Origin of the sequence: Campylobacter sp. US25a (assembly GCF_004379075.1) — a bacterium.
GTDB classification, from domain to species: Bacteria; Campylobacterota; Campylobacteria; order Campylobacterales; family Campylobacteraceae; genus Campylobacter_D; species Campylobacter_D jejuni.
Window position 1 is genome coordinate 366,337 of the sequence record NZ_RYYM01000001.1, and the last position, 23,960, is coordinate 390,296.

The following is a 23,960-nucleotide window of genomic DNA, read 5'->3' on the forward strand; positions in this document are numbered from 1 at the left end:
GAGGGAAAGATGAAAAAATTTGATAATTTAGGCTTGGACAATATAAAAGAAATTTTTCATAATTTAAGTTATGATGAATTAAATGCTCATGAAAAAGCAAATAATGAAGGTTTAAGTACGGATAATGATACTTTTTGTGTGGATACAGGAATTTTTACAGGTAGAAGTCCTAAAGATAAATATTTTGTAAAACAAGATCCATCTAGTAAGTATATTGCTTGGGGAAAGGTAAATCAGCCCATTACAAAAGAATTATTTGATAAGCTTTTGACTAAAGCAAAACAAGAATTAAGTGGAAAGAAAATTTATGTTCAAGATGCTTTTTGTGGCGCTTCTTTGCAAAGTCGCAAAGCAGTAAGATTTGTTACTGAAATTGCATGGCAAGCACATTTTGTTAAAAATATGTTTATTCGCCCAAGTCAAGAAGAACTTGAGAATTTTAAAGCAGATTTTATTGTTTATAATGCTTGCAAATGTATCAATGAAGATTACAAACAAGATGGTTTAAATTCAGAGGTTTTTGTAATCTTTAATGTTGAAGAAAATATAGCGGTTATTGGCGGAACTTGGTATGGCGGAGAAATGAAAAAAGGTATTTTTTCTATGATGAATTATTGGTTGCCACTAGAAAATAAACTTTCTATGCATTGTAGTGCAAATGTCGGAGAAAAAGGTGATGTAGCACTTTTCTTTGGACTTAGTGGTACTGGAAAAACTACACTCTCAACCGATCCAAAAAGAAAACTTATAGGTGATGACGAACATGGTTGGGATGATGAAGGTGTATTTAATTTTGAGGGTGGTTGTTACGCAAAAACAATCAATCTCGATCCTGAACATGAGCCTGAAATTTATAGTGCCATTAAAAGAAATGCACTTTTAGAAAATGTAGTTTTAAGAGCCGATAAGAGTGTTGATTATGCTGATGCTTCAAAAACAGAAAATACAAGAGTTTCTTATCCTATAGAGCATATTGAAAATCATGAGCCTAGTCTAAAAGCAGGGCATCCAAAAAATATTATATTTTTAAGTGCAGATGCTTTTGGAATTTTACCTCCAGTAAGTAAACTAAGCAAAGAGCAGGCTATGTATTATTTTTTAAGTGGTTATACAGCAAAAGTAGCTGGAACTGAGCGTGGTATTTTAGAACCTCAAGCAACTTTTTCAGCTTGTTTTGGAGAACCTTTTATGCCTTTGCATCCAACGGTTTATGCGAGATTACTTGGTGAAAAGATTGAAAAGCATGAAGCTAATGTTTATCTTGTTAATACAGGCTGGAGCGGTGGAAGCTACGGTGTGGGTAAAAGAATGAGCATTAAGGCTACTAGGGCTTGCATTAATGCTATTCTAGATGGAAGTATTGCAAAATGCGAATTTGAAAATTTTGAAGTGTTTGATTTAGCTATTCCAAAAGCTTTAGAAGGTGTAGAAAGCACGCTTTTAAATCCTATAAATACTTGGTCAGATAAAAATGATTATATTGCAACAAGAGATAAATTAGCACATATGTTTATACAAAATTTTAAACGTTATGAAGATGTCAAAGAAGGCATTGAATTTAGCAAATTTGGACCAAAAATTTAAGGCATTTAAATGAAAAATGAAATGTGGTCAGGACGTTTTAGTGGTGCAAGTGATGAGCTTTTAAAAGAATTTAATGCAAGTTTAAATGTAGATAAAACTTTGTTCAATGAAGATATACAAGGTTCTATAGCACACGCTACAATGCTTGAAAGTTGTGGTATTTTAAAAAAAGAAGAATTAGATGCTATTATAAAAGGTTTAGAGCAGGTTAGAAGTGAAATAGAGCAAGGCAAATTTATTTTTGATATTAAAGATGAAGATATTCATATGGCTGTAGAAAAGCGTTTAAGCGAGCTTATAGGTAGTGAAATTGGTGGAAGACTTCATACTGCAAGAAGTAGAAATGATCAAGTGGCTACTGATTTTAAACTTTTTGTCAAAAAATCTCATATTGAACTTATAAAGCTTTTAAAAGAATTGATTCAAACCATGCTCGAACATGCCAAAGTGCATAAAAAAACTATTATGCCAAGTTTTACACATTTACAACACGCTCAGCCTGTGAGTTTTTCTTTTTATATTTTAGCTTATGCTTTTATGCTAATGCGAGATATTAAGCGTTTGCAAAATAGTCTAAAACTCGCTGATTTTTCGCCACTTGGGTCTTGTGCGTGTGCAGGAACAAGCTATGCTACCAATCGTGAGTTGAGTGCTGAAATTTTAGGATTTAAGGAGATTATGCCAAATGCTATGGATGGAGTGAGTGATAGAGATTTTGCTCTTGATTTACTTTATGATATAGCAGTTATTTTTACACACACTTCAAGACTTTGCGAGGAAATGATTTTATTTTCAAGTTCGGAATTTTCTTTTATATCCATAAGTGATAGTTTTTCAACAGGAAGTTCTATCATGCCTCAGAAAAAAAATCCCGATGTTTGTGAACTTATACGCGGAAAAACAGGGCGTGTCTATGGAAATCTGATTTCTCTTTTAACTATAATGAAAGCTCTACCTTTAGCTTACAATAAAGATATGCAAGAAGATAAAGAAGGGCTTTTTGATAGTGTAAAAACCGCTAAAGATAGTTTAATCATCTTAAATGCAATGTTAAAAGAAATACGAATTGATAAAGAAAATATGCTTAATGCTTGTAAAAAAGGTCATTTGTTGGCTACCGATTTGGCGGATTATTTGGTGCGTGAAAAAAATATTCCTTTTAGAAAAGCACATTTTATAGTGGGAAATGTTGTTGCACAAGCTGAAGCACAAGGTATTGATATAAGTGAAATTAAAGATCTTTCAAAAATAGATCCTGTATTTGATGAAAAAGCTATGGAACTTTTAAATTTTGAATTTTCTTTAAATTCTAAGCAAAGTGAAGGCTCAAGTTCTATTGCAAGCGTAGAAAAGCAAATTCAAATTTTGGAAGGTTTTATTCAAAATTTATAAATATTGTTTAGGCTATTTTGCCTAAACATTGAATCTAAAATGCATTACATCGCCGTCTAAAACGATATAGTCTTTTCCTTCAAGGCGTAGCTTTCCTACTTCTTTGGCACCATTTTCGCCTTTGTATTGGATATAGTCTTCATAGGAAATAACTTCAGCTTTTATAAAGCCTTTTTCAAAGTCATTATGAATCACGCTCGCTGCTTTTGGTGCTTTCCAGCCTTTTTTGATTGTCCAAGAACGCACTTCAACTACACCAGCGGTAAAATAACTGATCAGTCCAAGCTTAGTAAAAGCAGTGCGTATGATTTGATCAAGACCGCTTTCGTTAACTCCTAGAGAACTTAAAAATTCATGGCTTTCTTCATCGCTTAATCCTACTAATTCTTCTTCGATTTTTGCACAAAGCTTGATAACTTCATGATCATTTTTTTTAGCATATTCTTTTAAAGCTTTTACATAATCATTATCTTCACTAATACCATTTTCATCAACATTTGCACCATAAATCACTTCTTTAGCAGAAAGCAGTCTTAATTCTTTGATTAAGGCTTGATAAATTTCGTTTTCTTTTTCAGGATAAGAACTTGCAGCTAAGCCTTTGTTTAAATGATCAAGTAAAGAATTTGCAAGTTCGAGGCTTTCTTTAGCACCCTTTTGGTTGGCTTTGGTTTCTTTGGTGAGTTTTTCTATTTTTTTACTAAGTTGTTCAATATCTGCTAAAATAAGCTCTGTATTGATAATTTCTACATCACGCAAAGGATTAACTCCACCTTCAACATGGGTGATATTTTCTTCATCAAAACAACGCACTATGTGTAAAATAACCTCAGTTTCGCGTATATTTGAAAGAAATTTATTTCCTAAGCCTTCACCCTTACTTGCGCCTTTAACAAGTCCAGCGATATCTACAAATTCTATTAAAGAATGCATAATTCTTTCAGGTTTTACGATTTTAGCAAGTTCATTAAGTCTTAAGTCAGGAACTTCAACCATGGCTTTGTTAGGCTCTATGGTACAAAAAGGATAGTTTGCACTTTGGGCATTTTGTGCTTTAGTTAAAGCATTAAAAGTCGTTGATTTGCCAACATTTGGAAGTCCTACTATACCTACGCTTAAACTCATTTAGCTTTCCTTAAAATTTGAATTAGATAATTAACACACATTCTAACTCCAGCTCCACCTGCACCAAAACTAGAATATCCCCAAGATTTTTCCGTATAAGCAGGTCCTGCTATGTCAAGATGTAACCATTTGTCTTTATATTCTTTACGAATAAATTTATCTAAAAATAACCCCGCGGTAATTGCGCCTCCATAGCGACTAGAGGCAGTGTTGCTAATATCGGCAATATTTGATTTTATAAGTTCTCTTAAGTGGGGGTTAAAGTGTAAGATTGTAGTATATTCTCCACTTTTTTTAGAGCTTAGATAAAAATCATTTTGCAATTCTTCATTGTTTCCCATAATAGCACTTGTAAATTCTCCAAGTCCTACAACACAAGCTCCAGTAAGTGTTGCCATATCGATAAGTAAATCAGGTTTTAAATCTTGTGCAAAAGAAAGACAATCAGCTAAAACCAAGCGTCCTTCTGCATCTGTATTTCTTACTTCTATACTTACGCCTTCGCGACTGATTAACACATCATCAGGCTTATAAGCATTGCCGCCTATCATATTTTCAGTTGCACCTAAAATACAATGCACTTCTAAATCTAAAGCAAGCTCGGCTACGGCTTTTATGATCCCCATTGCTGCTGCTGCACCGCTTTTATCAGCTTTCATTGTAAGCATAAAATCAGCTGGTTTTAAGCTTAATCCACCGCTATCGTAAGTTAAGCCTTTTCCAACAAATACAACACGTTTTTTTGCATTTTTGGCTTTATAGCTTAGATGAATGAGGCGTGGTGGATGTACCGAGGCACGATTGACTGCCAAAAAAGCATTCATTTTTTCTTTGGCCAAAAATTTTTCATCATAAATTTTACAAATAATGTTTTTATTTTCTTTAGCTAAATTTTGCGCATCTTCTGCCATTTTTAAAGGGGTGTAAATTTCAGGAATTTCATTGACTATATTTTTAGTAAAATTTGTGGCATTAGCTAAAATTTCTCCACGCTCCAAGCCTATCTTAGCTTCATCTTTATTAAATTTCTTACCATTTAATTCTTCGCTTGAAATAATAAATTTTTCCAAAGTGCTTGTTTTTTTCTCGCTTTTATATTTATCAAATTTATAAGCTCCAAAAAGTACGCCTTCAACTAAAGATGTAAAACTTCTAACTACACAATCTCCTATTATGCTAGGAAGTTTTACGCTTTTTATATTAAGCTTTTCAAGAGTTTTATATGCTGTGCAAAGACTTAATCTTATATCCTCATAAGCAAGGCTTTTAAGCTCTAAATAAAGCTTTTTATTGTTTAAGTCTAGTAATACACCTTCGCCTTTGTAATTATTAAGTTTAAAAAAATCTTTTTCTTTGTTAAAATTTTTTAAATTTTTATCCTGTATAAAAATAAGTTCAAAGTCTGCTTTTATAGCATCTAGTTTTTTATCGTTTAATTCAAATTTCATGATTTTTTCCTTTTATCTTTAAGTATAGCTTTTTCCATTTGTTTAAAACCAAATAATAAAAGGGATAAAAAAGCTATAATAATAATGGCTGCATAATACCAATGTTCTTCAGCCCAAGTCACCATCTTCCAAATTTGTTCTCCAAAATACCAAGCTAAAAGTATAGTGATTGATGCCCAAACCCAAGCACTAAAAAGATTGATAATAGCAAATTTTTTTGCACTATAACGCGTGACTCCTATACTCATAGGTATAATGGTTCTAAAGCCATACATATAGCGTTGTATAAAAATAATAGGCCAACCAAAACGTTGTAAAAGTAAGTGTGCTACTGCAAATTTACGCCTTTGGGTTTTTAATTTTTTTTGTATGTAGCGTTTATTATATCTTCCTATATAGAAATAAATTTGATCGCCTACAAAACCACCAAGTCCTGCTATAAATATAACAAAGCCTAAATTTACATGTCCTTGATGGGCAAAAATACCTGCCAAAATTAAAGCCAACTCCCCTTCTAAAATACACCATAAAAAAATAATAATATATGCTAGATCTTTGTATTGGTAAAGTAAATTTTTTAAAAATTCTTCCATTTGCGCCTTTCTATAGTTTTAAATTTCTAAAACACTATAAACTGAAGTAAGTTTTTCAAGTTTATTTGCTCCATTTAAATCTTTAAGATTCATTAAAAAACAAGCTTCAACGCATTTTGCTCCAGCTTTTTGAATGAGTTCATACGAAGCTATAGCTGTTCCGCCAGTTGCTATTAAATCATCTACAAGTAAAACCTTTGCATTTTGAATATTTTTAAATGCATCTTTATGAAGTTCTACTTTATCGCTGCCATATTCAAGATCATATTCGCAGCTAAAGGTTTCAAAAGGGAGTTTTCCAGGTTTTCTAATAGGCACAAAAGGAAGATTAAGTTTTGCACAAATCATAGATGCAAAGATAAATCCTCTGCTTTCTGTTCCTGCTATGAAGTCTAGATTGTAATCTTTGTAGCGTTCTTTTAAATGTTTAAGTAGAAAATTTAAAGCCTCTTTGTTATTTAGTAGAGTGGTAATATCTCTAAAAATAATTCCTTTTTTTGGAAAATCAGCAATAATTCTAATGCTATCAAGCAGGTATTTTTGTTCTTCTTGTGTTAGTTTTATCATAATAATGCCTCGATTTTTGCTTCTAATTCTTTAATTCTTTGTCTTAGTTTGTCATTTTCTAAACGATATTGAGAATTTCTAGTTCTTAAAGATGTAAGGTCTGCTTTGATTTTATTAAGCTCTTCTGTGAGTATATCTATATTTCCAAGACTTCTTTGAAGTTGGATTTGTAGTTTTCTAATAACAATCTCAGTATCATCAAGATTGTTTTTGATAAAATCTTTTGATGTTTTTTCTTTATTAAGTAGAGTTTTATAGTAAAACAACATTACAATCAGATAGATAGTTGCACAAATTAATATAGTTAAAACAAGCCAGTTTGTAAACATTATATTTTTACCTCAATTTTTTGAATTCTTTGCATATGTCTCCCTTCTTCAAAAGGAGTTTGAATGAATTTTTCTATAATATCTGTAGCTAATTCAATCCCGATTAATCTTCCACCTAATGCCAAAACATTGGCATCATTATGTCTTCTTGCAAGTTCCGCACTTAAGCTTTCATGGCATAATGCGCAGCGAATGTTTTTATGACGATTTGCTGCAATAGAAATTCCAATTCCACTTCCACAAATAAGAATGCCAAAGCTTCGTTTGTCTATTTTTTCGGCAAGTAAATGTGCATAATCAGGATAATCACAGCTTGCGCAAGTGTTTGTTCCTAAATCGTTAAAAATTATATTTTTTTCTTTTAAAAATACGCAAATTTTTTCTTTTAATTCAAAACCAGCATGATCGCTAGCAATATAAATTTTTTCCCTAAGCATTGGTTTCCTAATTACTATATAAAATAAGATAAAAATCTAATCTTATCATATTAAATCATAAAAACAGCTTTTCTTTTTTTAAAAATAAGCTTTATTTTTCTTTATATATGTTAGAATTTACGACAAGAAAAATAAAATTTCAATAAATTAAGGGGAGAAGAAAATGAAGCTCATACTCATAGGATCTTCAACAGGTGGTCCTAATCAGCTTAAATTTCTTTTAAAGGATATTGATATAAAAAATACTTGTGTAGTTATAGCTCAACACATGAGTGTTAGTTTTATTCCATCTTTTGTGAGGCAATTTAATAAGGAGGCTTTTAGTGAAGTGTGCTTATTGAACGATAAAGAGATATTAAGCAATAAAATTTATATTTGCCCTAAAAATACTATTTTATCTGGAAATTTAAATATTGTAGCCTCTTGGCAAGATGTGGTATCAAGTTTTAAGCCAAGTGTAGATTTGCTTTTTCATTCCGCTGTTTCTTTGGCAAAAACAAATAAAATACTTGCTATTATTTTAACGGGTATGGGAGATGATGGCGCAAAAGGTTTATTTGAGCTTTATAAAACAGGGGTTAGATGTTTATGTGAGAATGAGGCAGATAGCGTCGTTTATGGTATGCCAAAAAGAGCAAAAGATATGAATCCACATTTAAAACCTATGAGCTTAAAAGAAATTAAAAAAGAAATTATAAATTTTATTGATCAGGATTAATAAAAGGAAAATTACATGGAAAAAAAAATAACTCCTAGCGAATTAGAACTTAATGAATTTATAAAAATTATCAACGAAATGAGCGGTATTGATTTAACCGATAAAAAAAATATATTAGCTTTAAAGTTGAATAAATTTCTTGAAGGAACTAATACTAAAAATTTTTCCGAATTTTTGGGAAAATTAAAAAGTAATAGACAACTTAAACAAGAAACTTTAGATTTTGTAACCATAGGTGAAACTTATTTTTTAAGAGAATTGGCTCAATTGAAAGAAATAATTTATTATGCCAAAAGCTTAGAAAAGAGAGTAAATATCCTAAGTGCCCCTTGTTCAAGTGGAGAAGAAGTATATTCTTTAGCGTTACTGGCTGCACAGAATTTTATTAAAGATATGTATATTTTAGGCATTGATATTAATTCAAGCGTGATTGAAAAAGCAAAACTTGGAAAATATCAAGGAAGAACTTTACAGCGATTGAGTGAGAGTGAAAAAAGAAGGTTTTTTTTAGAAAGCGAAGATAAATTTTATACTATTAATAAAAATGAGCTTTGTACCTGTAAATTTGAACTTTGCAATGTTTTTGAAGAAAAATTTTCAAGATTGGGAAAATTTGATATTATAGCTTCTAGAAATATGATTATTTATTTTGATCATGAATCAAAACTAAAACTTATGGAGAGATTTCATAGAATTTTAAATGACAAAGGAAGGCTTTATATTGGCAATGCTGATTTGATTCCAGAGACTATTTATTTTAAAAAGATTTTCTCTCCAAGAGGTGTTTACTATGAAAAAGTATAAATTCTAAAAATTACTAAAAGTTACACTTTGGAAATTTATTGGTAAAAATAAGTTACATTTTGAAGTAGTTTTCTTTATTTAATGATAAAATAATTTTAATTAATTTTATATTTAGTTAGAAATAAAGGAAAAAACTTGATTGAATTAAAAAATGTAAATAAATACTACGGAACTCATCATGTTCTAAAGAATATCAATCTTTCTGTTAAAGAAGGTGAGAAGCTTGTTATTATAGGTCCAAGTGGAAGTGGAAAAAGTACAACTATCCGTTGCATGAATGGGCTTGAAGAAGTTAGTTCAGGCGAGGTAGTAGTTAACAATCTTGTTTTAAATCATAAAAATAAAATTGAAATTTGTCGAAAATATTGTGCAATGGTTTTTCAGCATTTTAATTTATATCCACATATGACGGTTTTGCAAAATTTAACCTTAGCTCCAATGAAACTTCAAAAAAAATCTAAAAAAGAAGCTGAAGAAACAGCTTTTAAGTATTTAAAAGTCGTAGGTTTAGTGGATAAAGCAAATGTTTATCCAGCAACCCTTTCAGGCGGACAACAACAACGCGTTGCTATAGCAAGATCACTTTGTACTAAAAAACCCTATATTTTATTTGATGAACCTACTTCAGCCCTTGATCCAGAAACCATACAAGAGGTTTTAGATGTAATGAAAGAAATTTCACGCCAAAGCAATACTACCATGGTGGTTGTTACACACGAAATGGGTTTTGCAAAAGAAGTAGCAGATAGGATTATTTTTATGGAAGATGGCGCTATTGTGGAAGAAAATATTCCTAGTGAATTTTTCTCAAATCCAAAAACCGAAAGAGCGCGACTCTTTTTAGGGAAAATTCTTAAAAATTAACCAAAATTGAAAGGAGAAAAAATGGTTTTTAGAAAATCTTTATTAAAGTTGGCAGTTTTTGCTCTAGGTGCTTGTGTTGCATTTAGCAATGCTAATGCAGCAGAAGGTAAACTTGAGTCTATTAAATCTAAAGGACAATTAATAGTTGGTGTTAAAAATGATGTTCCACATTATGCTTTACTTGATCAAGCAACAGGTGAAATTAAAGGTTTTGAAGTAGATGTTGCCAAATTGCTAGCTAAAAGTATATTAGGTGATGATAAAAAAATAAAACTAGTCGCAGTTAATGCTAAAACAAGAGGCCCTTTGCTTGATAATGGTAGTGTAGATGCAGTGATAGCAACTTTTACTATTACTCCAGAGAGAAAAAGAATTTATAATTTCTCAGAGCCTTATTATCAAGATGCTATAGGGCTTTTAGTTTTAAAAGAAAAAAATTATAAATCTTTAGCTGATATGAAAGGTGCAAATATTGGAGTAGCTCAAGCTGCAACTACAAAAAAAGCTATAGGTGAAGCTGCTAAAAAAATTGGTGTCGATGTTAAATTTAGTGAATTTCCTGATTATCCAAGTATAAAAGCTGCTTTAGATGCTAAAAGAGTTGATGCGTTTTCTGTAGACAAATCAATATTGTTAGGTTATGTGGATGATAAAAGTGAAATTTTACCAGATAGTTTTGAACCACAAACTTATGGTATTGTAACCAAAAAAGATGATCCAGCTTTTGCAAAATATGTTGATGATTTTGTAAAAGAACATAAAAGTGAAATTGATGCTTTAGCGAAAAAATGGGGTTTATAATATGAATGAAAGTGTAGGTTTTGTTGAACATTTAAGACAAATTCTTACTTCTTGGGGTTTATATGATGAAAATAGTATAAGCCCTTTTGCGGTATGGAAATTTTTAGATGCTTTGGATAATAAAGATGCTTTTATTAATGGTTTTATTTATACTTTAGAAGTAAGCATTCTTGCTTTGCTTATAGCTACAATTTTTGGAACTATAGGCGGAGTTATGGCTACAAGTAGATTTAAAATTATCAGAGCCTACACTAGAATTTACGTAGAGCTTTTTCAAAATGTTCCTTTGGTAATACAAATTTTCTTTTTGTTTTATGCCTTGCCTGTTTTAGGTATAAGACTTGATATATTTACTATTGGTGTATTGGGTGTTGGGGCTTATCACGGAGCTTATGTAAGCGAGGTGGTTAGAAGTGGAATTTTGGCTGTACCAAGAGGTCAGTTTGAAGCTTCTGCGTCTCAAGGGTTTACTTATATTCAACAAATGCGTTATATTATAGTACCTCAAACCATTAGAATTATTTTACCACCGATGACAAATCAAATGGTAAATTTAATCAAAAATACCTCTGTATTGCTTATTGTAGGTGGAGCTGAGTTAATGCATTCTGCTGATAGTTACGCAGCTGATTATGGAAATTATGCGCCAGCTTATATATTTGCAGCGGTTTTATATTTTATAATTTGTTATCCTTTGGCTTATTTTGCAAAGGCTTATGAAAATAAATTAAAAAAAGCACATTTAACGAGATAAAGGGTTGTTAATGGAAAATGTTTTTAATGCACAAAATATTGAATTTTTAATGCAAGGTTTATTTCTGACATTAAAAATAGCCTTAGCAACTTGTATTATTTCGATTATTTTTGGAACTTTTTTAGCTATAACTAAAAATTATGGGGATAGATTAAGTAAATTTTTAGCAGCTTGCTATATAGATATTTTTAGAAATACTCCTTTATTATTATGGATGCTTGCAGCTTGTTTTGTTCTACCTGTATTTTTTGGACAATTTCCTCAAGCTTTTTGGGGTACTATAGGATTTTCACTTTATACGAGTTCGGTTATGGCTGAAATTATTAGAGGTGGATTAAATTCTATACCAAAAGGTCAGTTTGAAGCAGCTTATTCTCAAGGTTTTGGTAAATTTTTTACTCTTTTTTATATTATTTTACCACAAACTTTTAGAAAAATAATACCTGCTTTATTATCTCAAATTGTAACCACTGTAAAGGATACAGCTTATTTAGCGGGTTTAGGTATAGCTGAACTTACTTATAATTCAAAAACTATATTGGCAAAACTAAGAAGTTTTGAAGAAATTTTAGCGATGATAGGTGTTGTTGCGGGAATTTATTTTATAATATGTTTTTCACTTTCTATGTTAGTAAGATATTATGCTAAAAAGACAGCTTACATTTCTTAAAAAAGCTTATATTTTTATATAAGCTTTTTAAATTTACAGCAGTTTTTAACATTTTTTTTATTAAAATCTTTTGTATTAATTCATAATTTTATTGATTAAGGTTTTTTATGCGAGGTTATAAAATTTTTTCAGGCTCAGCTAATGTGGAATTTGCAAGACAAGTTTCTAAATATCTTTCCCTGCCTTTAAGTGATGCTGGAGTAAAACGATTTAGTGATGGAGAGATTAGTGTTCAAATTGATGAGAGCGTACGCGGAAAGGATGTTTTTATTATTCAAAGTACTTGCGCTCCTACAAACGATAATTTAATGGAACTTTTAATTCTTACAGATGCTTTGCGTCGCTCAAGTGCAAATTCGATTACGGCTATTATCCCATATTTTGGCTATGCGAGACAAGATAGAAAAGCAAATCCTAGGGTGCCAATTACTGCTAAACTTGTGGCTAATTTGATTCAGGCAGCTGGGATTGATCGCGTAGCTACGATAGATTTGCATGCAGGGCAAATTCAGGGTTTTTTTGATATTCCAGTAGATAATCTTTATGGAAGTATAGTTTTTAATGATTATATTAAAGCCAAACATTTTAAAAATGCTATTATAGGAAGTCCAGATATAGGCGGTGTTGCAAGAGCTAGGAGTGTTGCAAAGCATTTAGGACTTGATATAGTTATAGTTGATAAGCGTCGCGAAAAAGCCAATGAAAGTGAAGTAATGAACATCATTGGAGATGTAAAAGATAAAGAAGTTATCCTAGTAGATGATATTATTGATACTGCTGGCACTATAGTTAAAGCTGCAGAAGCTTTAAAAGAAAAAGGTGCAAAATCTGTTATGGCTTGCTGTACTCATGCAGTTTTAAGTGGAAAAGCCTATGAGAGAATAGCAAGTGGAGCTTTAGATGAGCTTGTAGTAACAGATACTATACCTTTAAAAGAGCAATTACCAAATATTAAAGTATTAAGTGTTACATCTGTTTTTGCTGAAGTAATACGTCGTGTTTATCATAACGAAAGTGTAAATTCTCTCTTTATTTAGATTAAAAAAGCTTAAAGATTGTTTTTAAGCTTTTCATTTTTATGCTACTTAAAGAAACAAAAAACATATATTTTTTTAAAAATGTGAAAAAACTAAACATCTTTCTATACAATTTAATCTATAAATCTGTTATTCTTTGAAAATATTTTATTTTCTTAGGAGAAATTATGACTCAGTTAAGTACTAAAATTTTATGGTTGCTTGTTGCAACTTTAGGCGCTATTTGTTTTGGTTATTTAGCTTTACAAAATGGAGAAAGTGTATCAGCGATTTATTTGGTGGTTGCTGCTATATGTATTTATATGATAGGATATAGATTTTATGGGCATTTTGTAGCTTATAAGGTTTTAGAACTTGATAAAAATCGCGCAACACCAGCACTTGTAGAAAATGATGGGCGTGATTTTGTGCCTACAAATAAGGCTGTATTATTTGGACATCATTTTGCTGCTATTGCAGGAGCAGGTCCATTAGTAGGACCTATCTTGGCTGCTCAAATGGGATATTTGCCTTCTATGCTTTGGATTTTAGTAGGAGGAGTTTTAGCGGGTGCTGTGCATGATTTTGTTGTTCTTTTTATATCTACTCGTAGAAAAGGTAGAAGTCTTGGCGAGATGATTAAGGATGAGATGGGTAAATTTACAGGTGGAGTTGCTATGGTGGCGATTTTTGGCATTATGCTTATTATTATTGCCATTTTAGCTATGGTGGTTGTAAAAGCTTTAGCAGAATCTCCATGGGGTTTATTTACTATCGCAATGACTATTCCTATAGCAATATTTATGGGAATTTATATGCGTTTTATCCGTCCAGGTAGAGTAGGGGAGGCTTCTATAATAGGTTTTGTGCTTTTAATTTTGGCTATTCATTATGGTAGCGTTATAGCTGCTGATCCTTATTGGGCTAAAATATTTACTTTAGAAGCTCCAACTTTGGCAATTGTTATGATGGCTTATGGTTTTATTGCTTCTGTTTTACCTGTGTGGTTTTTACTTGCTCCAAGAGATTATCTTTCAACTTTTTTGAAAATCGGTGTTATTGTGGTAATGGCTGTAGCTATTGTTTTGGTTGCTCCTGATTTGCAAATGCCAAAAGCAAATACTCAGTATTTTGATGGAACAGGTCCAGTATTTGCAGGTGGAGTATTTCCATTTTTATTTATTACCATTGCTTGTGGTGCGATCAGTGGTTTTCATGCTTTGATTTCTAGTGGAACTACTCCTAAAATGCTTGAAAACGAAACTCATGCCTTAGCTGTTGGATATGGCTCTATGCTTGCTGAAAGTGCTGTGGCGATTATGGCTTTAATTTGTGCTTGTATTTTACATCCAGGTCTTTATTTTGCTATAAATTCAAGCTCTGCTTTGATAGGAACAGATGTTGTAAGTGTAGCGCAAACCATTTCAAATTGGGGATTTAGCATTACTCCTGAAGAAATTACTACTTTGACTACAAATATAGGAGAGCATACTATACTTTCAAGAACAGGTGGAGCTCCAACTTTTGCTATAGGTGTAGCTTTGATCTTGCATGAACTTTTTGGCGGCGTGGATTTGATGGCTTTTTGGTATCATTTTGCTATATTGTTTGAAGCTTTATTTATTTTAACAGCGGTGGATGCTGGGACAAGGGCTTGTCGTTTTATGGTGCAAGATATATTGGGTAATGTTTATAAACCTTTAGGAGATATTCATAATTATCCAGCTGGACTTTTGGCTACGGCTTTAAGTGTTGCAGGTTGGGGATATTTTCTTTATCAAGGTGCCATTGATCCTAAGGGAGGAATTTATACGCTTTGGCCTCTTTTTGGCGTGAGTAATCAAATGCTTGCGGGTATGGCTTTGCTTCTTGCTACAACTATACTTGTAAAAATGGGCAAGGCAAGATATACTTGGGTTACTTTAGTACCTGCGGTATTTGTCTTAGTGGCAACTCTGTATGGAGGAATTCAAAAAATTATGCCTTATGAAGAAGGCAATAAAGTAGCAAATGCGGTAAGTCATGTAGCCGCCGTTAGCATACAAAGTCAAAAAATTAAAGATTTAGAATTTAAATTAAATAATACTAAAGATGAAAAAGAAATTTCTACAATTAAAAAAGAAATTTCAATAGCCACTCAAAGTAAAGTTGGAAATTTACTTAATGCAATTCTTTGTGTGTTCTTTATGATAGCTACTTTGCTTGTTATAATTTCTTGTATAGGAATTTGCTTAGGTAAAATTAAAATTCCTCTTAAAGAAACTAAGTATATTAAGATTGATGAATTTCAAAAAATTTAAGTATTATTATGAAAAAGCCGAAAGGTTTTTTCATCCCTTGGTGGGACTTTCTAGTTATGATAAGTATTTAGAACACATGAAACAAAAACATCCAGGAAAAATTCCAAAAACCAGAGGGGAATTTTTCAAAGAATGTCTAGATAAAAAATATAATAGTGGCGGTTTAAATAAATGCTGATAAGCTTAAAGGATAAAGTTTTATCATACAAAATAAGCTTTAAGCATTTAAAAAGCCATGAATTCTTTTAAGTTCTTCAGTAATAGGCTTTTTCTTTCCATCTCTTGTAACACTTACGTAAGTTACTAAAGCCGAAGTTACATTAATGCAAGAAGTACAACCTTGAGAATCCACTCTTTGAGCTGTGACTTCTACTTCAACGCTGATTGAAGTGTTGCCCACATTTACAACTTTAGAGTAACAAGAAATTATATCACCTATAAAAACAGGTTCTTTAAAAACTACTTTATCCATAGAGATGGTTACAACGCGTTCAGGAGAAAGTTCTCTTGCTGCGATAGCTCCTGCTAAATCGATTTGTGAAAGTATCCATCCGCCAAAAATATTTCCTGCCGGATTTGTATCGCTTGGCATGGCTACAATTTTTAATTTTGGTTCTCCCATATCTCTCATTTTTACTCCTTATTTTAAAAAATGAATTATAATTAAAAAAGTTAAAAAGGAGAATAAAAGTATGAATAATTTTAAAGAAATAGCTAAATTGGTTAGAAAATACAAAGAAAGAAATAATGCGTTATATGAGTTTTTAGACAAAGAAGATGTGGGCGAGTATTTTAGATCTTTGATTTCTTTAAGCGAATTAAAACAAGATAAAACAACTATGCTAGCCATACTTAGGCGTTTGGTTGATTTAAAGGAAGAAAATTTAGTTCAAGAGTGGAAAAAAAACAACTTTAAGGAAGATAAGATTATAGAGTTAAAACATAAGTTCTATGAAGAGATTAGAAAGTTTTATGAAAAAGAACATCAAAATTTAATTAATGAAATAAAAGAGAAAAAGCTTTTAAATAATTTTTATCAGTCCATAATACAAGGAGTGCATAATATAGGTTTAATTATGAATATTTTTGAAATTTCTTGGACTAAAGAAATTATAGAAAAAAATAATAAAATTTTATCTACTCAATTTCCAAATTTAGATGATGCAATGGAATTTTTGCGTAAAAATCATTTATATCAAAAAACTTCAGAAGGAGAAATTTGTGAGCGAAGTTATGGTGTTTTAGTTAGAATAGGAAATTTATGGAAATTTGTTCCTTATGCGAGATTTTTCGAGAATGAAATTTTAAAATTAGAATTTGCTTTTGAAAATATGATTGATCAGCTTAAAATATTTGCTAGCAACGAAGAGGAAAAAGCTTATATAGAATATTTTGAAAAGTTAAAATTAGCGTTTTGCGAAAAAGATGAAGATAGAGTTATAAAAGCTTGGCAAGAGGCTGAATTTGCTTGGATGAAAGTAAAATCACCTTTACAAGTGGGACATCCTTTAGAATATTATGAAGATAATTATACTCATGCGGTGGCATTAGAATGGGATATAAGAATAGAAGATGAGAATGATTTTGATGTTTTGAAATTTGGTAGTGAGATTAAGGAAAGTTTTGAATATGTTTATAAAAATATAGGACTTGAAGATTGTGACTTGGAAAAAGAAGTTTTATCTAATATAGAAAAAACTCAACTTTATATTTGCACTCCGATGATATTTTATGGTGCTGAACTTAAAGGTTTATTTTCAGCTCAAGTCGTTCCAAATGATGAGTTTGTAAGTTCTAAGGCGGGTAAAAAAATATTTGCCTTTATAAATTTTGTATATGAAAATGCCAAAACAAAGCCTTTTATGAAAATTTCTAGCGAGGTTTTTGATAAAGAATTTTTGGATTTTGGAAGAAATATTTTATTTTATCAGGAAAAAATTTGGAAAAGGGTTTATGAAGTATCGACCATAGGCCATGAATTTGGTCATATATTTTTTATTGCTAATGATACTGAAAAAACAATGAATCAGAGTGGTTTTTTTAAAAATATAGAAGAATATAAAGCTACTACAGGTGGACTTATAAATTTCTTTTATCACGAACAAGATGACTTGATAATGCCTGTTTTTCATGAACTTATAAAAAGAGCTATTGGACTTATTTCTTGGCAAAGAGTTGATGAAGTTAGACCTTATTATACAGAAGGACTTATTCATCTTAGTTTGCTTTTTGAAAGTGAAGTATTGATTTTTGAAAATAATAATTTGAAGATAAATTTTGATTTAGGACATTATGAAAAATTTAAAGAACTAACTTTAAAAAATTATCATGAATTGGCAAAACACTATGCTTTAAGACTTGATGCAAAAGAGTTTTTAAGTAGATTTTGTGAAATTGAAGATAATATTTTTCTTCCTATTATGCCTAAGTGTAAAGAATTTGTTAAATTTTATTATGATTTATACGAGAAAATTGGTAATGAAATTGATAATAGCGGAGAATTTGAAAGATATAAGAAAAAATAATAAAGTTTTTTGAAAAAAACTTAAAAAAAGCTGTTTTTTACTTGATATTGTTTTTTAAATATGCTAAAATTAGGCGTTTCAATTAAAACAAAGGAGCTTTTATGACTAAAGCAGATTTCATTTCATTAGTTGCTCAAACAGCTGGGCTAACAAAAAAAGACGCTACTACTGCTACTGATGCAGTTATTTCTACTATTACTGATGTTTTAGCTAAAGGTGATAGCATCAGTTTTATTGGTTTTGGTACTTTTTCAACTCAAGAAAGAGCTGCTAGAGAAGCTAGAGTACCAAGCACAGGAAAAACAATTAAAGTTCCTGCTACAAGAGTTGCAAAATTTAAGGTAGGTAAAAACCTTAAAGAAGCTGTTGCAAAAGCAAGCAACAAAAAGAAAAAATAAAACTTCGGCTAGATAAATTCTAGCCTTCTTTCTTAATTAATTCAGATATTTTGTATCTTTTATTTACTTTATTTTTTTAAACTTTTATAAAACTATCATTATTAAACAAAAAAAGGATTTTAAAATTATGAAAGTGCATGAAAAAGTAAGTGAGCTTATAGGAAATACTCCTATTATACATTTGAAAAAAATTGGTATCAATGTTTTTGCTAAATGTGAATTTTTAAATCCTAGTCATTCTATAAAAGATAGAGCAGCTTTTGAAATGATTAAAGATGCTTTAGATAGTAAAAAAATTAATCAAGATACTACAATAGTTGAAGCAACTAGTGGAAATACTGGAATTTCTTTGGCTATGATTTGTGCAGATTTGGGACTTAAATTTATTGCTGTAATGCCTGAATCTATGAGTTTAGAAAGAAGAAAAATGATAACACTCTTTGGCGCTAGGTTAGAATTAACTCCTGCAAATTTAGGAATGAAAGGAGCGGTTGATAAAGCAAATGAAATATTATTAAATACTCCAAATTCTTTTATGGTTTCTCAATTTGAAAATATTTCAAATAAAAATGCGCATCGTAAGAATACGGCTTTAGAAATTTTAAGAGATTTGGATAATGAACTTGATATTTTTGTAGCTGGTTTTGGAACTGGCGGTACTATTAGTGGAGTTGGGGAAATACTAAAAGAAAAATTAGAAAAAGTGCATATTGTTGGAGTCGAGCCTCTAAATTCTCCATTGCTTAGCAAAGGTGAAGCGGGAAGCCATAAAATACAAGGAATAGGGGCGAATTTTATACCTGCTATTTTAAATAAAGAAATTATAGATGAAGTGATCACGGTAAGTAATGAAGATGCTATAAATACAGCCAAAGAACTTGCCAAAAGTGGTTTAATGGTGGGTATATCAAGTGGAGCAAATGTATTTGCCGCAAGTATGCTAGCAAAGAAATTTCCAGATAAAAGAATTTTAACTATGCTAAACGATACGGCTGAAAGATACCTCTCAACTGATCTTTTTGCTTAAGTATAATTATTGAGAATTTAGAAAAATTCTAAGTTCTCTTAAAATTTCTTGTGGATTTAAATCACTAATTTCTTTATAAAAATGACCTTTTTCATCAATAAGATAAAGCATATTGCTATGTGCTATAGAATAACCCATAAAAGAATCATTTAGATCTATTTTTTGATATTGAACATTATATTGTTTTGTTATTTTTTGAAGAGTTTTTTCATCTTTTGCAATTAAAGCATCTGCTTTTGGGTAAAAGTATCGTAACCATTCGTTTGTATTACTTAAGTTATTATCTCTATTTAGATCTAAAGAAATAAAAAGAAGGTGAGCCTTAGGATTATTGATTTGCTTTAAGGCTTTGCCTACTAAACTAAGAGTTGCCGGACAAACATCAGGGCAATAAGTGTATCCAAAATAGATAATAAGCTTATCTCCTTTAAAATCTTTTAGGGTGGTTTCCTCTTTTAAATCTGATTTCAAGATAAAATCATAAGAATTTTGATGATTTTTAATAAAAAATATTACACCTAAAATAATGGCAACTATAACTATAAACAAAATAATATTTTTTTTCATTTTTTTAGCTCAAAATCAAAATAAAACCCTATGGGTTTATTATTATCCATAAATTCTACCCTAAAACGCATAGTATCTAAAACACAAGTAGCAAGAACTATTTTGCTTTCATAGTCTGTTGAATTTAATCGATGTATTTTAGGCTTAATTTCACCCATATACATATTTAATCCATAAATTTTAATTCCTAAGTTGTTATAATTTCCTAGATTTACAATCTTTAGATTTGTAACATCTAAAGATTGTAAGGGTTTGGGATTTAGGGAAATTAAGACTTCTTTATTGTTAAAACTATATGTGCAGTCTTTAACATTAAGATCGCAAGCTAATGGGGTGGAAAAATCAGCTTTTGTTATTTTTTGAGAATCTTTTATTATATAAAAATCAAAAATAATATATAAGGTAGCAATAACAAAAGCAAAAGCTAGGATAAAAATAATTTTTCTCATTAATTAAAATTCTTTAGAATCAATATTTTTTAACTCTATGGTTTTGTGATTATTAAATTTTAAATCTAAATTTACCTTCGTATCTTTAATAATAGGTTTTTTTAGTTTTAAAAGCATTATATGGTAACCTCCTGATTTAAGTTCTGTGCTTGAATGAGCTTTTATAATAATTTCAGGAATTTTTTGCATCATCATTTTTCCATTTTTATGTACATGTGTATGCAGTTCACTTGCTTCACTGATATTGCTTTTGACGCCTATTAAAGCAATATCTTTATCAGTATTATTAAAAATGGTAAGAAAAATAGCACTATTTTGCGCATGAGGTGGAGTTTGTTTTACAAAGGCATTTTTTACCTCTATATCATTAACAGCCCAAAGATTTACAGCAAAAAGAGCGCCTAAGAGAAGAATTTTTTTCATATTGCATCCTTATTTTTATAACATTAAACATTTGTTCATTATATCAAAAAATATTTTTATTTGAATATAAAATTTTTAAAATTTTTCAATGTGTGTTACCTGTTTGAAAATTTTTTGCATAGCAACATCACAATCAAAGAAAAAACCAGTTGGAGTATTATTGTTTAAAAATTCAATCCTAAATCTAGAATCATCGGTAATACTTCTATCTATAAAATTTATAAGAATATCACCATTAACTATATTAAATTTTTAGGAATGATATCGTATATATTAGGAATTTAAACTATAAATTTTAATCTTTAAATTAGAATAATGAGGAGAATTTTTAATTTTTATAGTAGTTTTATTGAAAATTTTTATAGGTTTTGGGTAGGCTGAAACTTCAATATTTTTTTATTAAAAGAAAAAACACAATCTTGTAAATTTAAGTCACAAGCTAGATCTTGGCATGTATTTGAGCTAAATACACTTTCTTTTTATCATATAATGCATAAAAAGCTAAAAACAAAATACCTAAAAAAGACATTTCTATAAAAAAATTCTTATCACTATCAACCTTTTAAAACAAGCCTTTATGATTTATTAAAAATAATATCATAAATAAGGTCACATTATTAATATAATTAATATTTTTTAAGAAAAAAAATATTATAATCACAAACATTTTTGACTTAAAAAAAATTTTGAAATAGCTAAGGAAAAACATTGTTAAAACGACTTACTTTATTAATTACACTTTCTTCGTTGATGTTGCATGCCTCAGATCTTGTTAAAATTTATCTCAATCAAGGATTAGATGCTGTTGGCGTAGCGATTGAAAAAGAATTAACTCAAAAGGATTTTTGGTTAAGTGAAATAGGAGATAAAAATATTTCACTCGGATATTATGATGATAATGTTGCTATCGTGCTTGCAAATAAAACAGATAAAATTCTCCGTGTTTATTCTTACGAGGATGGAAAAATAAGAAAAGATTTTGAACAAAAAGAAATAATAACTGGGTTAATGGGCGATAAAAAAATAGAAGGAGATTTGAAAACGCCAGTAGGTTTTTATGAGTTAGGTCGTAAGTTTAATCCAGGTGATCCTTATTATGGTCCCTTTGCTTTTGCTACAACTTATCCAAATTTACTTGATAAAGTACAAGGAAAAACAGGTGGTGGTATTTGGATCCATGGCTATCCTTTAGATGGTTCTAGACTTGATGAATTTAAAACAAGAGGGTGTATTGCTTTATTTAATAACAATTTGGAGAAATTTGCACAAGTTGTGCAAGACAAAAAAGTTTTTGTTATGACAGAAGAAAAAGAAAAAATTAGAGCTAAAAAGGATCAAATAGCTAGTTTATTGGCTGATCTTTTTACATGGAAGCTAGCTTGGACAAATAGTGACATTAATACCTATTTAAGTTTTTATGATGAGCAAGAATTTAAACGTTTTGATAAAATGAAATTTGAACAGTTTGCTTCTATGAAAAAATCTATTTTTTCTCGTAAAGAAGATAAAAAGATTAAATTTTCAGATATTAATATCAGCCCTTATCCGAATTTAGAAAATGAAACTATGTATAGAATTTCATTTTATGAGGATTATTACACTAAAAACTATCAGTTTAGAGGCGATAAAATTTTATACGTTAAGATAGATAGTAAAGGTAAAATGAAAATTTTAGCAGAGCAATAAATGTCTTTAATAAAAATTGATCAAAAAGCTTATGAATATAATTTAAGACATATTGCTAAAAAAATAGGGAGTTTTCAAAGATTAATTTGTGTTTTTAAAGATAATGCATATGGACATGGAGCTAAGCTTTTAGCTCCATTAGCTAAAAATTTAGGAGTTTCTTTTGTTGCTGTTAAGAGTGAAGAAGAAGCTCAAGAAATCGAAGAATTTTTTGAGAATATATTAATACTATCACATCGTCCTCATGGTAATGAAAATTCTCGATTTATTTATGCTTTAAATGATATTTCCCAAGTAAAAAAATACAAGCAAGATATAAAAATACATCTAAAAATAGATACAGGCATGCATCGCAACGGAATTTGTGTAGAAAATTTAGAGCATGCTATAAATCTTATTCGAAGTAGTGATTTAAAACTTACTGGAATGTTTACACATTTTGCTAGTGCAGATGAAATGGATGGAAGTTTTTTTGTTCAAAAAGAAAATTTTCAAAAAGCTAAAAAGATAGTAAAAAAATATTTTTCAAATTTATTATTTCATTCGCATAATTCTGCAGCATTATTTAGAGGGAAAATTCCTGAAGATGAATATTGTAGAGTTGGGCTTGTTCAATTTGGATACGGGGAATCAAATTTAAAAAGAGTTTTAAGTTTGTATGCTCATAGATTAAGTCAAAGGATTTTACAAAAAGGACAGAGTATAGGATATGGAGGCATTTTTACTGCTGCAAAGGATATGGAAGTAGCAACTTATGATTTGGGTTATGCTGATGGTCTTTTCCGTTACAATGGAAAAGGGGAGTTAGTGCTTGGAAATGGAAAAGTAATACTTGGAAAGATGTCAATGGATAGTTTTTCTTGTGAAAATTCTGGTGAGGAAATTTGCGTGTTTAAAGATGCTGATATTTGGGCTGATTTTTTTCATACTATTAACTATGAAATTTTAGTAAAATTAAACCCTAACATTCAAAGAGTTCTAGTATAAACATGTTTAATATAGTTTTAGTTCACCCTAGAATACCGCAAAATACAGGTAGTATAGGTAGAATGTGCTTTAATGCTGGTTTTAAACTTCATATTGTTAAACCAACTGTTTTTGATATTTCTCAAAAGGCTGTTAGAAGAGCAGGGCTTGATTACTGGGATAAATTAGAGCCTATTATTTGGGAGAATCTTGAAGAATTTTTAAATGAAAATATTATTTATAAAAATCGCTTTTTTTTCGCAACAACTAAGAGTCAAAAAGCTTATTTTGATGCAGAATTTCAAAAAAATGATTTCTTATTCTTTGGAAGTGAGAGTTATGGCTTACCTATGGAATTAATGCAATTAAATTGGGAAAATGCTATAACTATACCTATGAAATCTTATGGAAGAAGTTTAAATTTAGCTACAAGCGTTGGTATAATCTCTTATGAAGCTTTAAGACAAAATTTTAGCAATTTTGTTTCTTAAAAGTTTCAAATTTACACAATAACTTA

General features: G+C 30.1%; 27 protein-coding genes and 1 pseudogene. 17 read left to right on the forward strand and 11 right to left on the reverse strand.

What is annotated here, in order from left to right:
• The first annotated feature begins 9 nt into the window (after positions 1-9).
• Positions 10-1,584 carry a phosphoenolpyruvate carboxykinase (ATP) gene (gene pckA / locus ELQ12_RS01905; RefSeq protein ID WP_070285649.1) on the forward strand — a complete coding sequence of 525 codons (1,575 nt, stop codon included), beginning with the start codon at positions 10-12 and terminating at the stop codon, positions 1,582-1,584.
• Positions 1,585-1,593: 9 nt separating this feature from the next.
• The gene (gene argH / locus ELQ12_RS01910) at positions 1,594-2,976 is read left to right on the forward strand and encodes an argininosuccinate lyase (protein ID WP_070243241.1); all 1,383 of its coding nucleotides are present in this window, start codon (positions 1,594-1,596) and stop codon (positions 2,974-2,976) included.
• A 21-nt stretch (positions 2,977-2,997) separates the two neighbouring features.
• Here the strand turns inward: argH and ychF are convergent, their stop codons facing one another.
• Genes ychF through rpiB form a run of 6 tightly spaced genes read right to left on the reverse strand, consistent with a single transcriptional unit; the run spans position 2,998 to position 7,475 of the window.
• On the reverse strand, positions 2,998-4,101 hold the full coding sequence (gene ychF, locus ELQ12_RS01915) for a redox-regulated ATPase YchF (protein WP_052949390.1): 1,104 nt from the start codon (positions 4,099-4,101) through the stop codon (positions 2,998-3,000).
• Positions 4,098-5,549: a leucyl aminopeptidase gene (locus tag ELQ12_RS01920; protein ID WP_002861620.1), complete on the reverse strand. Its 1,452-nt coding sequence runs from the start codon at positions 5,547-5,549 to the stop codon at positions 4,098-4,100. Before ELQ12_RS01920 ends, ychF begins: the two co-directional genes overlap by 4 nt.
• Complete coding sequence (locus ELQ12_RS01925; protein WP_002861619.1) at positions 5,546-6,142, reverse strand: DedA family protein; 597 nt, start codon at positions 6,140-6,142, stop codon at positions 5,546-5,548. The genes ELQ12_RS01920 and ELQ12_RS01925 overlap by 4 nt, the downstream gene beginning before the upstream one ends.
• Before the next feature lie 18 nt (positions 6,143-6,160).
• Complete coding sequence (gene apt, locus ELQ12_RS01930; protein WP_044779227.1) at positions 6,161-6,709, reverse strand: adenine phosphoribosyltransferase; 549 nt, start codon at positions 6,707-6,709, stop codon at positions 6,161-6,163.
• Positions 6,706-7,038 (reverse strand): membrane protein, encoded by a 333-nt coding sequence (locus ELQ12_RS01935; protein WP_002853247.1) that lies wholly within the window; start codon positions 7,036-7,038, stop codon positions 6,706-6,708. Before ELQ12_RS01935 ends, apt begins: the two co-directional genes overlap by 4 nt.
• A complete protein-coding gene (gene rpiB, locus ELQ12_RS01940) occupies positions 7,038-7,475 on the reverse strand; it encodes a ribose 5-phosphate isomerase B (protein ID WP_002861617.1) in 438 nt (145 codons plus the stop codon). Before rpiB ends, ELQ12_RS01935 begins: the two co-directional genes overlap by 1 nt.
• Before the next feature lie 163 nt (positions 7,476-7,638).
• Here rpiB and ELQ12_RS01945 point away from each other — a divergent pair, with 163 nt between their 5' ends.
• The 9 genes from ELQ12_RS01945 (at position 7,639) to kcuS (ending at position 15,580) form a co-directional block, all read left to right on the forward strand.
• On the forward strand, positions 7,639-8,193 hold the full coding sequence (locus ELQ12_RS01945) for a chemotaxis protein CheB (RefSeq protein ID WP_053872752.1): 555 nt from the start codon (positions 7,639-7,641) through the stop codon (positions 8,191-8,193).
• Between the two features lie 15 nt (positions 8,194-8,208).
• Entirely contained in the window at positions 8,209-8,997 is a 789-nt protein-coding gene (locus tag ELQ12_RS01950; RefSeq protein ID WP_052858622.1) for a CheR family methyltransferase, read from the forward strand.
• 135 nt (positions 8,998-9,132) lie between these two features.
• Complete coding sequence (locus tag ELQ12_RS01955; RefSeq protein ID WP_052858624.1) at positions 9,133-9,861, forward strand: amino acid ABC transporter ATP-binding protein; 729 nt, start codon at positions 9,133-9,135, stop codon at positions 9,859-9,861.
• Between the two features lie 21 nt (positions 9,862-9,882).
• Entirely contained in the window at positions 9,883-10,662 is a 780-nt protein-coding gene (gene peb1A / locus ELQ12_RS01960) for a bifunctional adhesin/ABC transporter aspartate/glutamate-binding protein PEB1a (protein ID WP_070261277.1), read from the forward strand.
• Position 10,663: 1 nt separating this feature from the next.
• Positions 10,664-11,416 (forward strand): amino acid ABC transporter permease, encoded by a 753-nt coding sequence (locus ELQ12_RS01965; protein WP_002853332.1) that lies wholly within the window; start codon positions 10,664-10,666, stop codon positions 11,414-11,416.
• A gap of 10 nt (positions 11,417-11,426) precedes the next feature.
• Positions 11,427-12,086: an amino acid ABC transporter permease gene (locus tag ELQ12_RS01970; RefSeq protein WP_053872756.1), complete on the forward strand. Its 660-nt coding sequence runs from the start codon at positions 11,427-11,429 to the stop codon at positions 12,084-12,086.
• 107 nt (positions 12,087-12,193) lie between these two features.
• Entirely contained in the window at positions 12,194-13,123 is a 930-nt protein-coding gene (locus ELQ12_RS01975) for a ribose-phosphate pyrophosphokinase (protein ID WP_002861611.1), read from the forward strand.
• A 167-nt stretch (positions 13,124-13,290) separates the two neighbouring features.
• A complete protein-coding gene (locus ELQ12_RS01980; RefSeq protein ID WP_070261279.1) occupies positions 13,291-15,402 on the forward strand; it encodes a carbon starvation CstA family protein in 2,112 nt (703 codons plus the stop codon).
• On the forward strand, positions 15,383-15,580 hold the full coding sequence (gene kcuS / locus ELQ12_RS01985) for a KCU-star family selenoprotein (protein ID WP_002867452.1): 198 nt from the start codon (positions 15,383-15,385) through the stop codon (positions 15,578-15,580). The genes ELQ12_RS01980 and kcuS overlap by 20 nt, the downstream gene beginning before the upstream one ends.
• A 39-nt stretch (positions 15,581-15,619) precedes the next feature.
• Here the strand turns inward: kcuS and ELQ12_RS01990 are convergent, their stop codons facing one another.
• Positions 15,620-16,033 (reverse strand): acyl-CoA thioesterase, encoded by a 414-nt coding sequence (locus ELQ12_RS01990; RefSeq protein ID WP_052949397.1) that lies wholly within the window; start codon positions 16,031-16,033, stop codon positions 15,620-15,622.
• A gap of 61 nt (positions 16,034-16,094) precedes the next feature.
• On the opposite strand from ELQ12_RS01990, the gene ciaB reads away from it, so the two are divergent.
• The 3 genes from ciaB to cysM all read left to right on the forward strand — a co-directional run bounded on the left by ciaB (position 16,095) and on the right by cysM (position 19,352).
• Positions 16,095-17,927, forward strand: a complete 1,833-nt coding sequence (gene ciaB / locus ELQ12_RS01995) for an invasion protein CiaB (RefSeq protein ID WP_052949398.1) — start codon at positions 16,095-16,097, stop codon at positions 17,925-17,927.
• A gap of 101 nt (positions 17,928-18,028) precedes the next feature.
• Positions 18,029-18,325 carry an HU family DNA-binding protein gene (locus ELQ12_RS02000; protein WP_002861608.1) on the forward strand — a complete coding sequence of 99 codons (297 nt, stop codon included), beginning with the start codon at positions 18,029-18,031 and terminating at the stop codon, positions 18,323-18,325.
• 127 nt (positions 18,326-18,452) lie between these two features.
• Positions 18,453-19,352: a cysteine synthase B gene (cysM, locus tag ELQ12_RS02005; RefSeq protein WP_070261280.1), complete on the forward strand. Its 900-nt coding sequence runs from the start codon at positions 18,453-18,455 to the stop codon at positions 19,350-19,352.
• Positions 19,353-19,358: 6 nt separating this feature from the next.
• Here the strand turns inward: cysM and ELQ12_RS02010 are convergent, their stop codons facing one another.
• The 4 genes and pseudogenes from ELQ12_RS02010 to ELQ12_RS10580 form a co-directional block, all read right to left on the reverse strand.
• Entirely contained in the window at positions 19,359-19,919 is a 561-nt protein-coding gene (locus tag ELQ12_RS02010) for an SCO family protein (protein ID WP_002856825.1), read from the reverse strand.
• Complete coding sequence (locus ELQ12_RS02015) at positions 19,916-20,368, reverse strand: hypothetical protein (RefSeq protein WP_070252965.1); 453 nt, start codon at positions 20,366-20,368, stop codon at positions 19,916-19,918. Before ELQ12_RS02015 ends, ELQ12_RS02010 begins: the two co-directional genes overlap by 4 nt.
• A 3-nt stretch (positions 20,369-20,371) precedes the next feature.
• A complete protein-coding gene (locus ELQ12_RS02020) occupies positions 20,372-20,791 on the reverse strand; it encodes a copper chaperone PCu(A)C (RefSeq protein ID WP_070252964.1) in 420 nt (139 codons plus the stop codon).
• Between the two features lie 85 nt (positions 20,792-20,876).
• Positions 20,877-21,320: pseudogene (locus ELQ12_RS10580) on the reverse strand (hypothetical protein).
• A 179-nt stretch (positions 21,321-21,499) separates the two neighbouring features.
• Here ELQ12_RS10580 and ELQ12_RS02030 point away from each other — a divergent pair.
• Genes ELQ12_RS02030 through ELQ12_RS02040 form a run of 3 tightly spaced genes read left to right on the forward strand, consistent with a single transcriptional unit; the run spans position 21,500 to position 23,934 of the window.
• Positions 21,500-22,477 (forward strand): murein L,D-transpeptidase family protein, encoded by a 978-nt coding sequence (locus ELQ12_RS02030; RefSeq protein WP_044780507.1) that lies wholly within the window; start codon positions 21,500-21,502, stop codon positions 22,475-22,477.
• Positions 22,478-23,464, forward strand: coding sequence for an alanine racemase (locus tag ELQ12_RS02035; RefSeq protein WP_002861602.1), 987 nt, complete (start codon positions 22,478-22,480; stop codon positions 23,462-23,464).
• Positions 23,465-23,466: 2 nt separating this feature from the next.
• Positions 23,467-23,934, forward strand: a complete 468-nt coding sequence (locus ELQ12_RS02040) for a tRNA (cytidine(34)-2'-O)-methyltransferase (protein WP_002883252.1) — start codon at positions 23,467-23,469, stop codon at positions 23,932-23,934.
• Positions 23,935-23,960 lie beyond the last annotated feature (26 nt).

Bases quoted from the DNA above. Each gene is read 5' to 3' on its own strand.
- argH (WP_070243241.1), top strand. From the start codon at position 1,594: ATGAAAAATGAAATGTGGTCAGGACGTTTTAGTGGTGCAAGTGATGAG.
- ELQ12_RS02000 (WP_002861608.1), top strand. From the start codon at position 18,029: ATGACTAAAGCAGATTTCATTTCATTAGTTGCTCAAACAGCTGGGCTA.
- peb1A (WP_070261277.1), top strand. From the start codon at position 9,883: ATGGTTTTTAGAAAATCTTTATTAAAGTTGGCAGTTTTTGCTCTAGGT.
- kcuS (WP_002867452.1), top strand. From the start codon at position 15,383: ATGAATTTCAAAAAATTTAAGTATTATTATGAAAAAGCCGAAAGGTTT.
- ELQ12_RS01990 (WP_052949397.1), bottom strand. From the start codon at position 16,033: ATGAGAGATATGGGAGAACCAAAATTAAAAATTGTAGCCATGCCAAGC.
- cysM (WP_070261280.1), top strand. From the start codon at position 18,453: ATGAAAGTGCATGAAAAAGTAAGTGAGCTTATAGGAAATACTCCTATT.
- ELQ12_RS01970 (WP_053872756.1), top strand. From the start codon at position 11,427: ATGGAAAATGTTTTTAATGCACAAAATATTGAATTTTTAATGCAAGGT.
- apt (WP_044779227.1), bottom strand. From the start codon at position 6,709: ATGATAAAACTAACACAAGAAGAACAAAAATACCTGCTTGATAGCATT.
- ELQ12_RS01950 (WP_052858622.1), top strand. From the start codon at position 8,209: ATGGAAAAAAAAATAACTCCTAGCGAATTAGAACTTAATGAATTTATA.
- ELQ12_RS02010 (WP_002856825.1), bottom strand. From the start codon at position 19,919: ATGAAAAAAAATATTATTTTGTTTATAGTTATAGTTGCCATTATTTTA.
- pckA (WP_070285649.1), top strand. From the start codon at position 10: ATGAAAAAATTTGATAATTTAGGCTTGGACAATATAAAAGAAATTTTT.
- ELQ12_RS01925 (WP_002861619.1), bottom strand. From the start codon at position 6,142: ATGGAAGAATTTTTAAAAAATTTACTTTACCAATACAAAGATCTAGCA.
- rpiB (WP_002861617.1), bottom strand. From the start codon at position 7,475: ATGCTTAGGGAAAAAATTTATATTGCTAGCGATCATGCTGGTTTTGAA.
- ELQ12_RS02040 (WP_002883252.1), top strand. From the start codon at position 23,467: ATGTTTAATATAGTTTTAGTTCACCCTAGAATACCGCAAAATACAGGT.
- ciaB (WP_052949398.1), top strand. From the start codon at position 16,095: ATGAATAATTTTAAAGAAATAGCTAAATTGGTTAGAAAATACAAAGAA.
- ychF (WP_052949390.1), bottom strand. From the start codon at position 4,101: ATGAGTTTAAGCGTAGGTATAGTAGGACTTCCAAATGTTGGCAAATCA.
- ELQ12_RS02015 (WP_070252965.1), bottom strand. From the start codon at position 20,368: ATGAGAAAAATTATTTTTATCCTAGCTTTTGCTTTTGTTATTGCTACC.
- ELQ12_RS02020 (WP_070252964.1), bottom strand. From the start codon at position 20,791: ATGAAAAAAATTCTTCTCTTAGGCGCTCTTTTTGCTGTAAATCTTTGG.
- ELQ12_RS01935 (WP_002853247.1), bottom strand. From the start codon at position 7,038: ATGTTTACAAACTGGCTTGTTTTAACTATATTAATTTGTGCAACTATC.
- ELQ12_RS01980 (WP_070261279.1), top strand. From the start codon at position 13,291: ATGACTCAGTTAAGTACTAAAATTTTATGGTTGCTTGTTGCAACTTTA.
- ELQ12_RS01945 (WP_053872752.1), top strand. From the start codon at position 7,639: ATGAAGCTCATACTCATAGGATCTTCAACAGGTGGTCCTAATCAGCTT.
- ELQ12_RS01920 (WP_002861620.1), bottom strand. From the start codon at position 5,549: ATGAAATTTGAATTAAACGATAAAAAACTAGATGCTATAAAAGCAGAC.
- ELQ12_RS02035 (WP_002861602.1), top strand. From the start codon at position 22,478: ATGTCTTTAATAAAAATTGATCAAAAAGCTTATGAATATAATTTAAGA.
- ELQ12_RS01975 (WP_002861611.1), top strand. From the start codon at position 12,194: ATGCGAGGTTATAAAATTTTTTCAGGCTCAGCTAATGTGGAATTTGCA.
- ELQ12_RS01965 (WP_002853332.1), top strand. From the start codon at position 10,664: ATGAATGAAAGTGTAGGTTTTGTTGAACATTTAAGACAAATTCTTACT.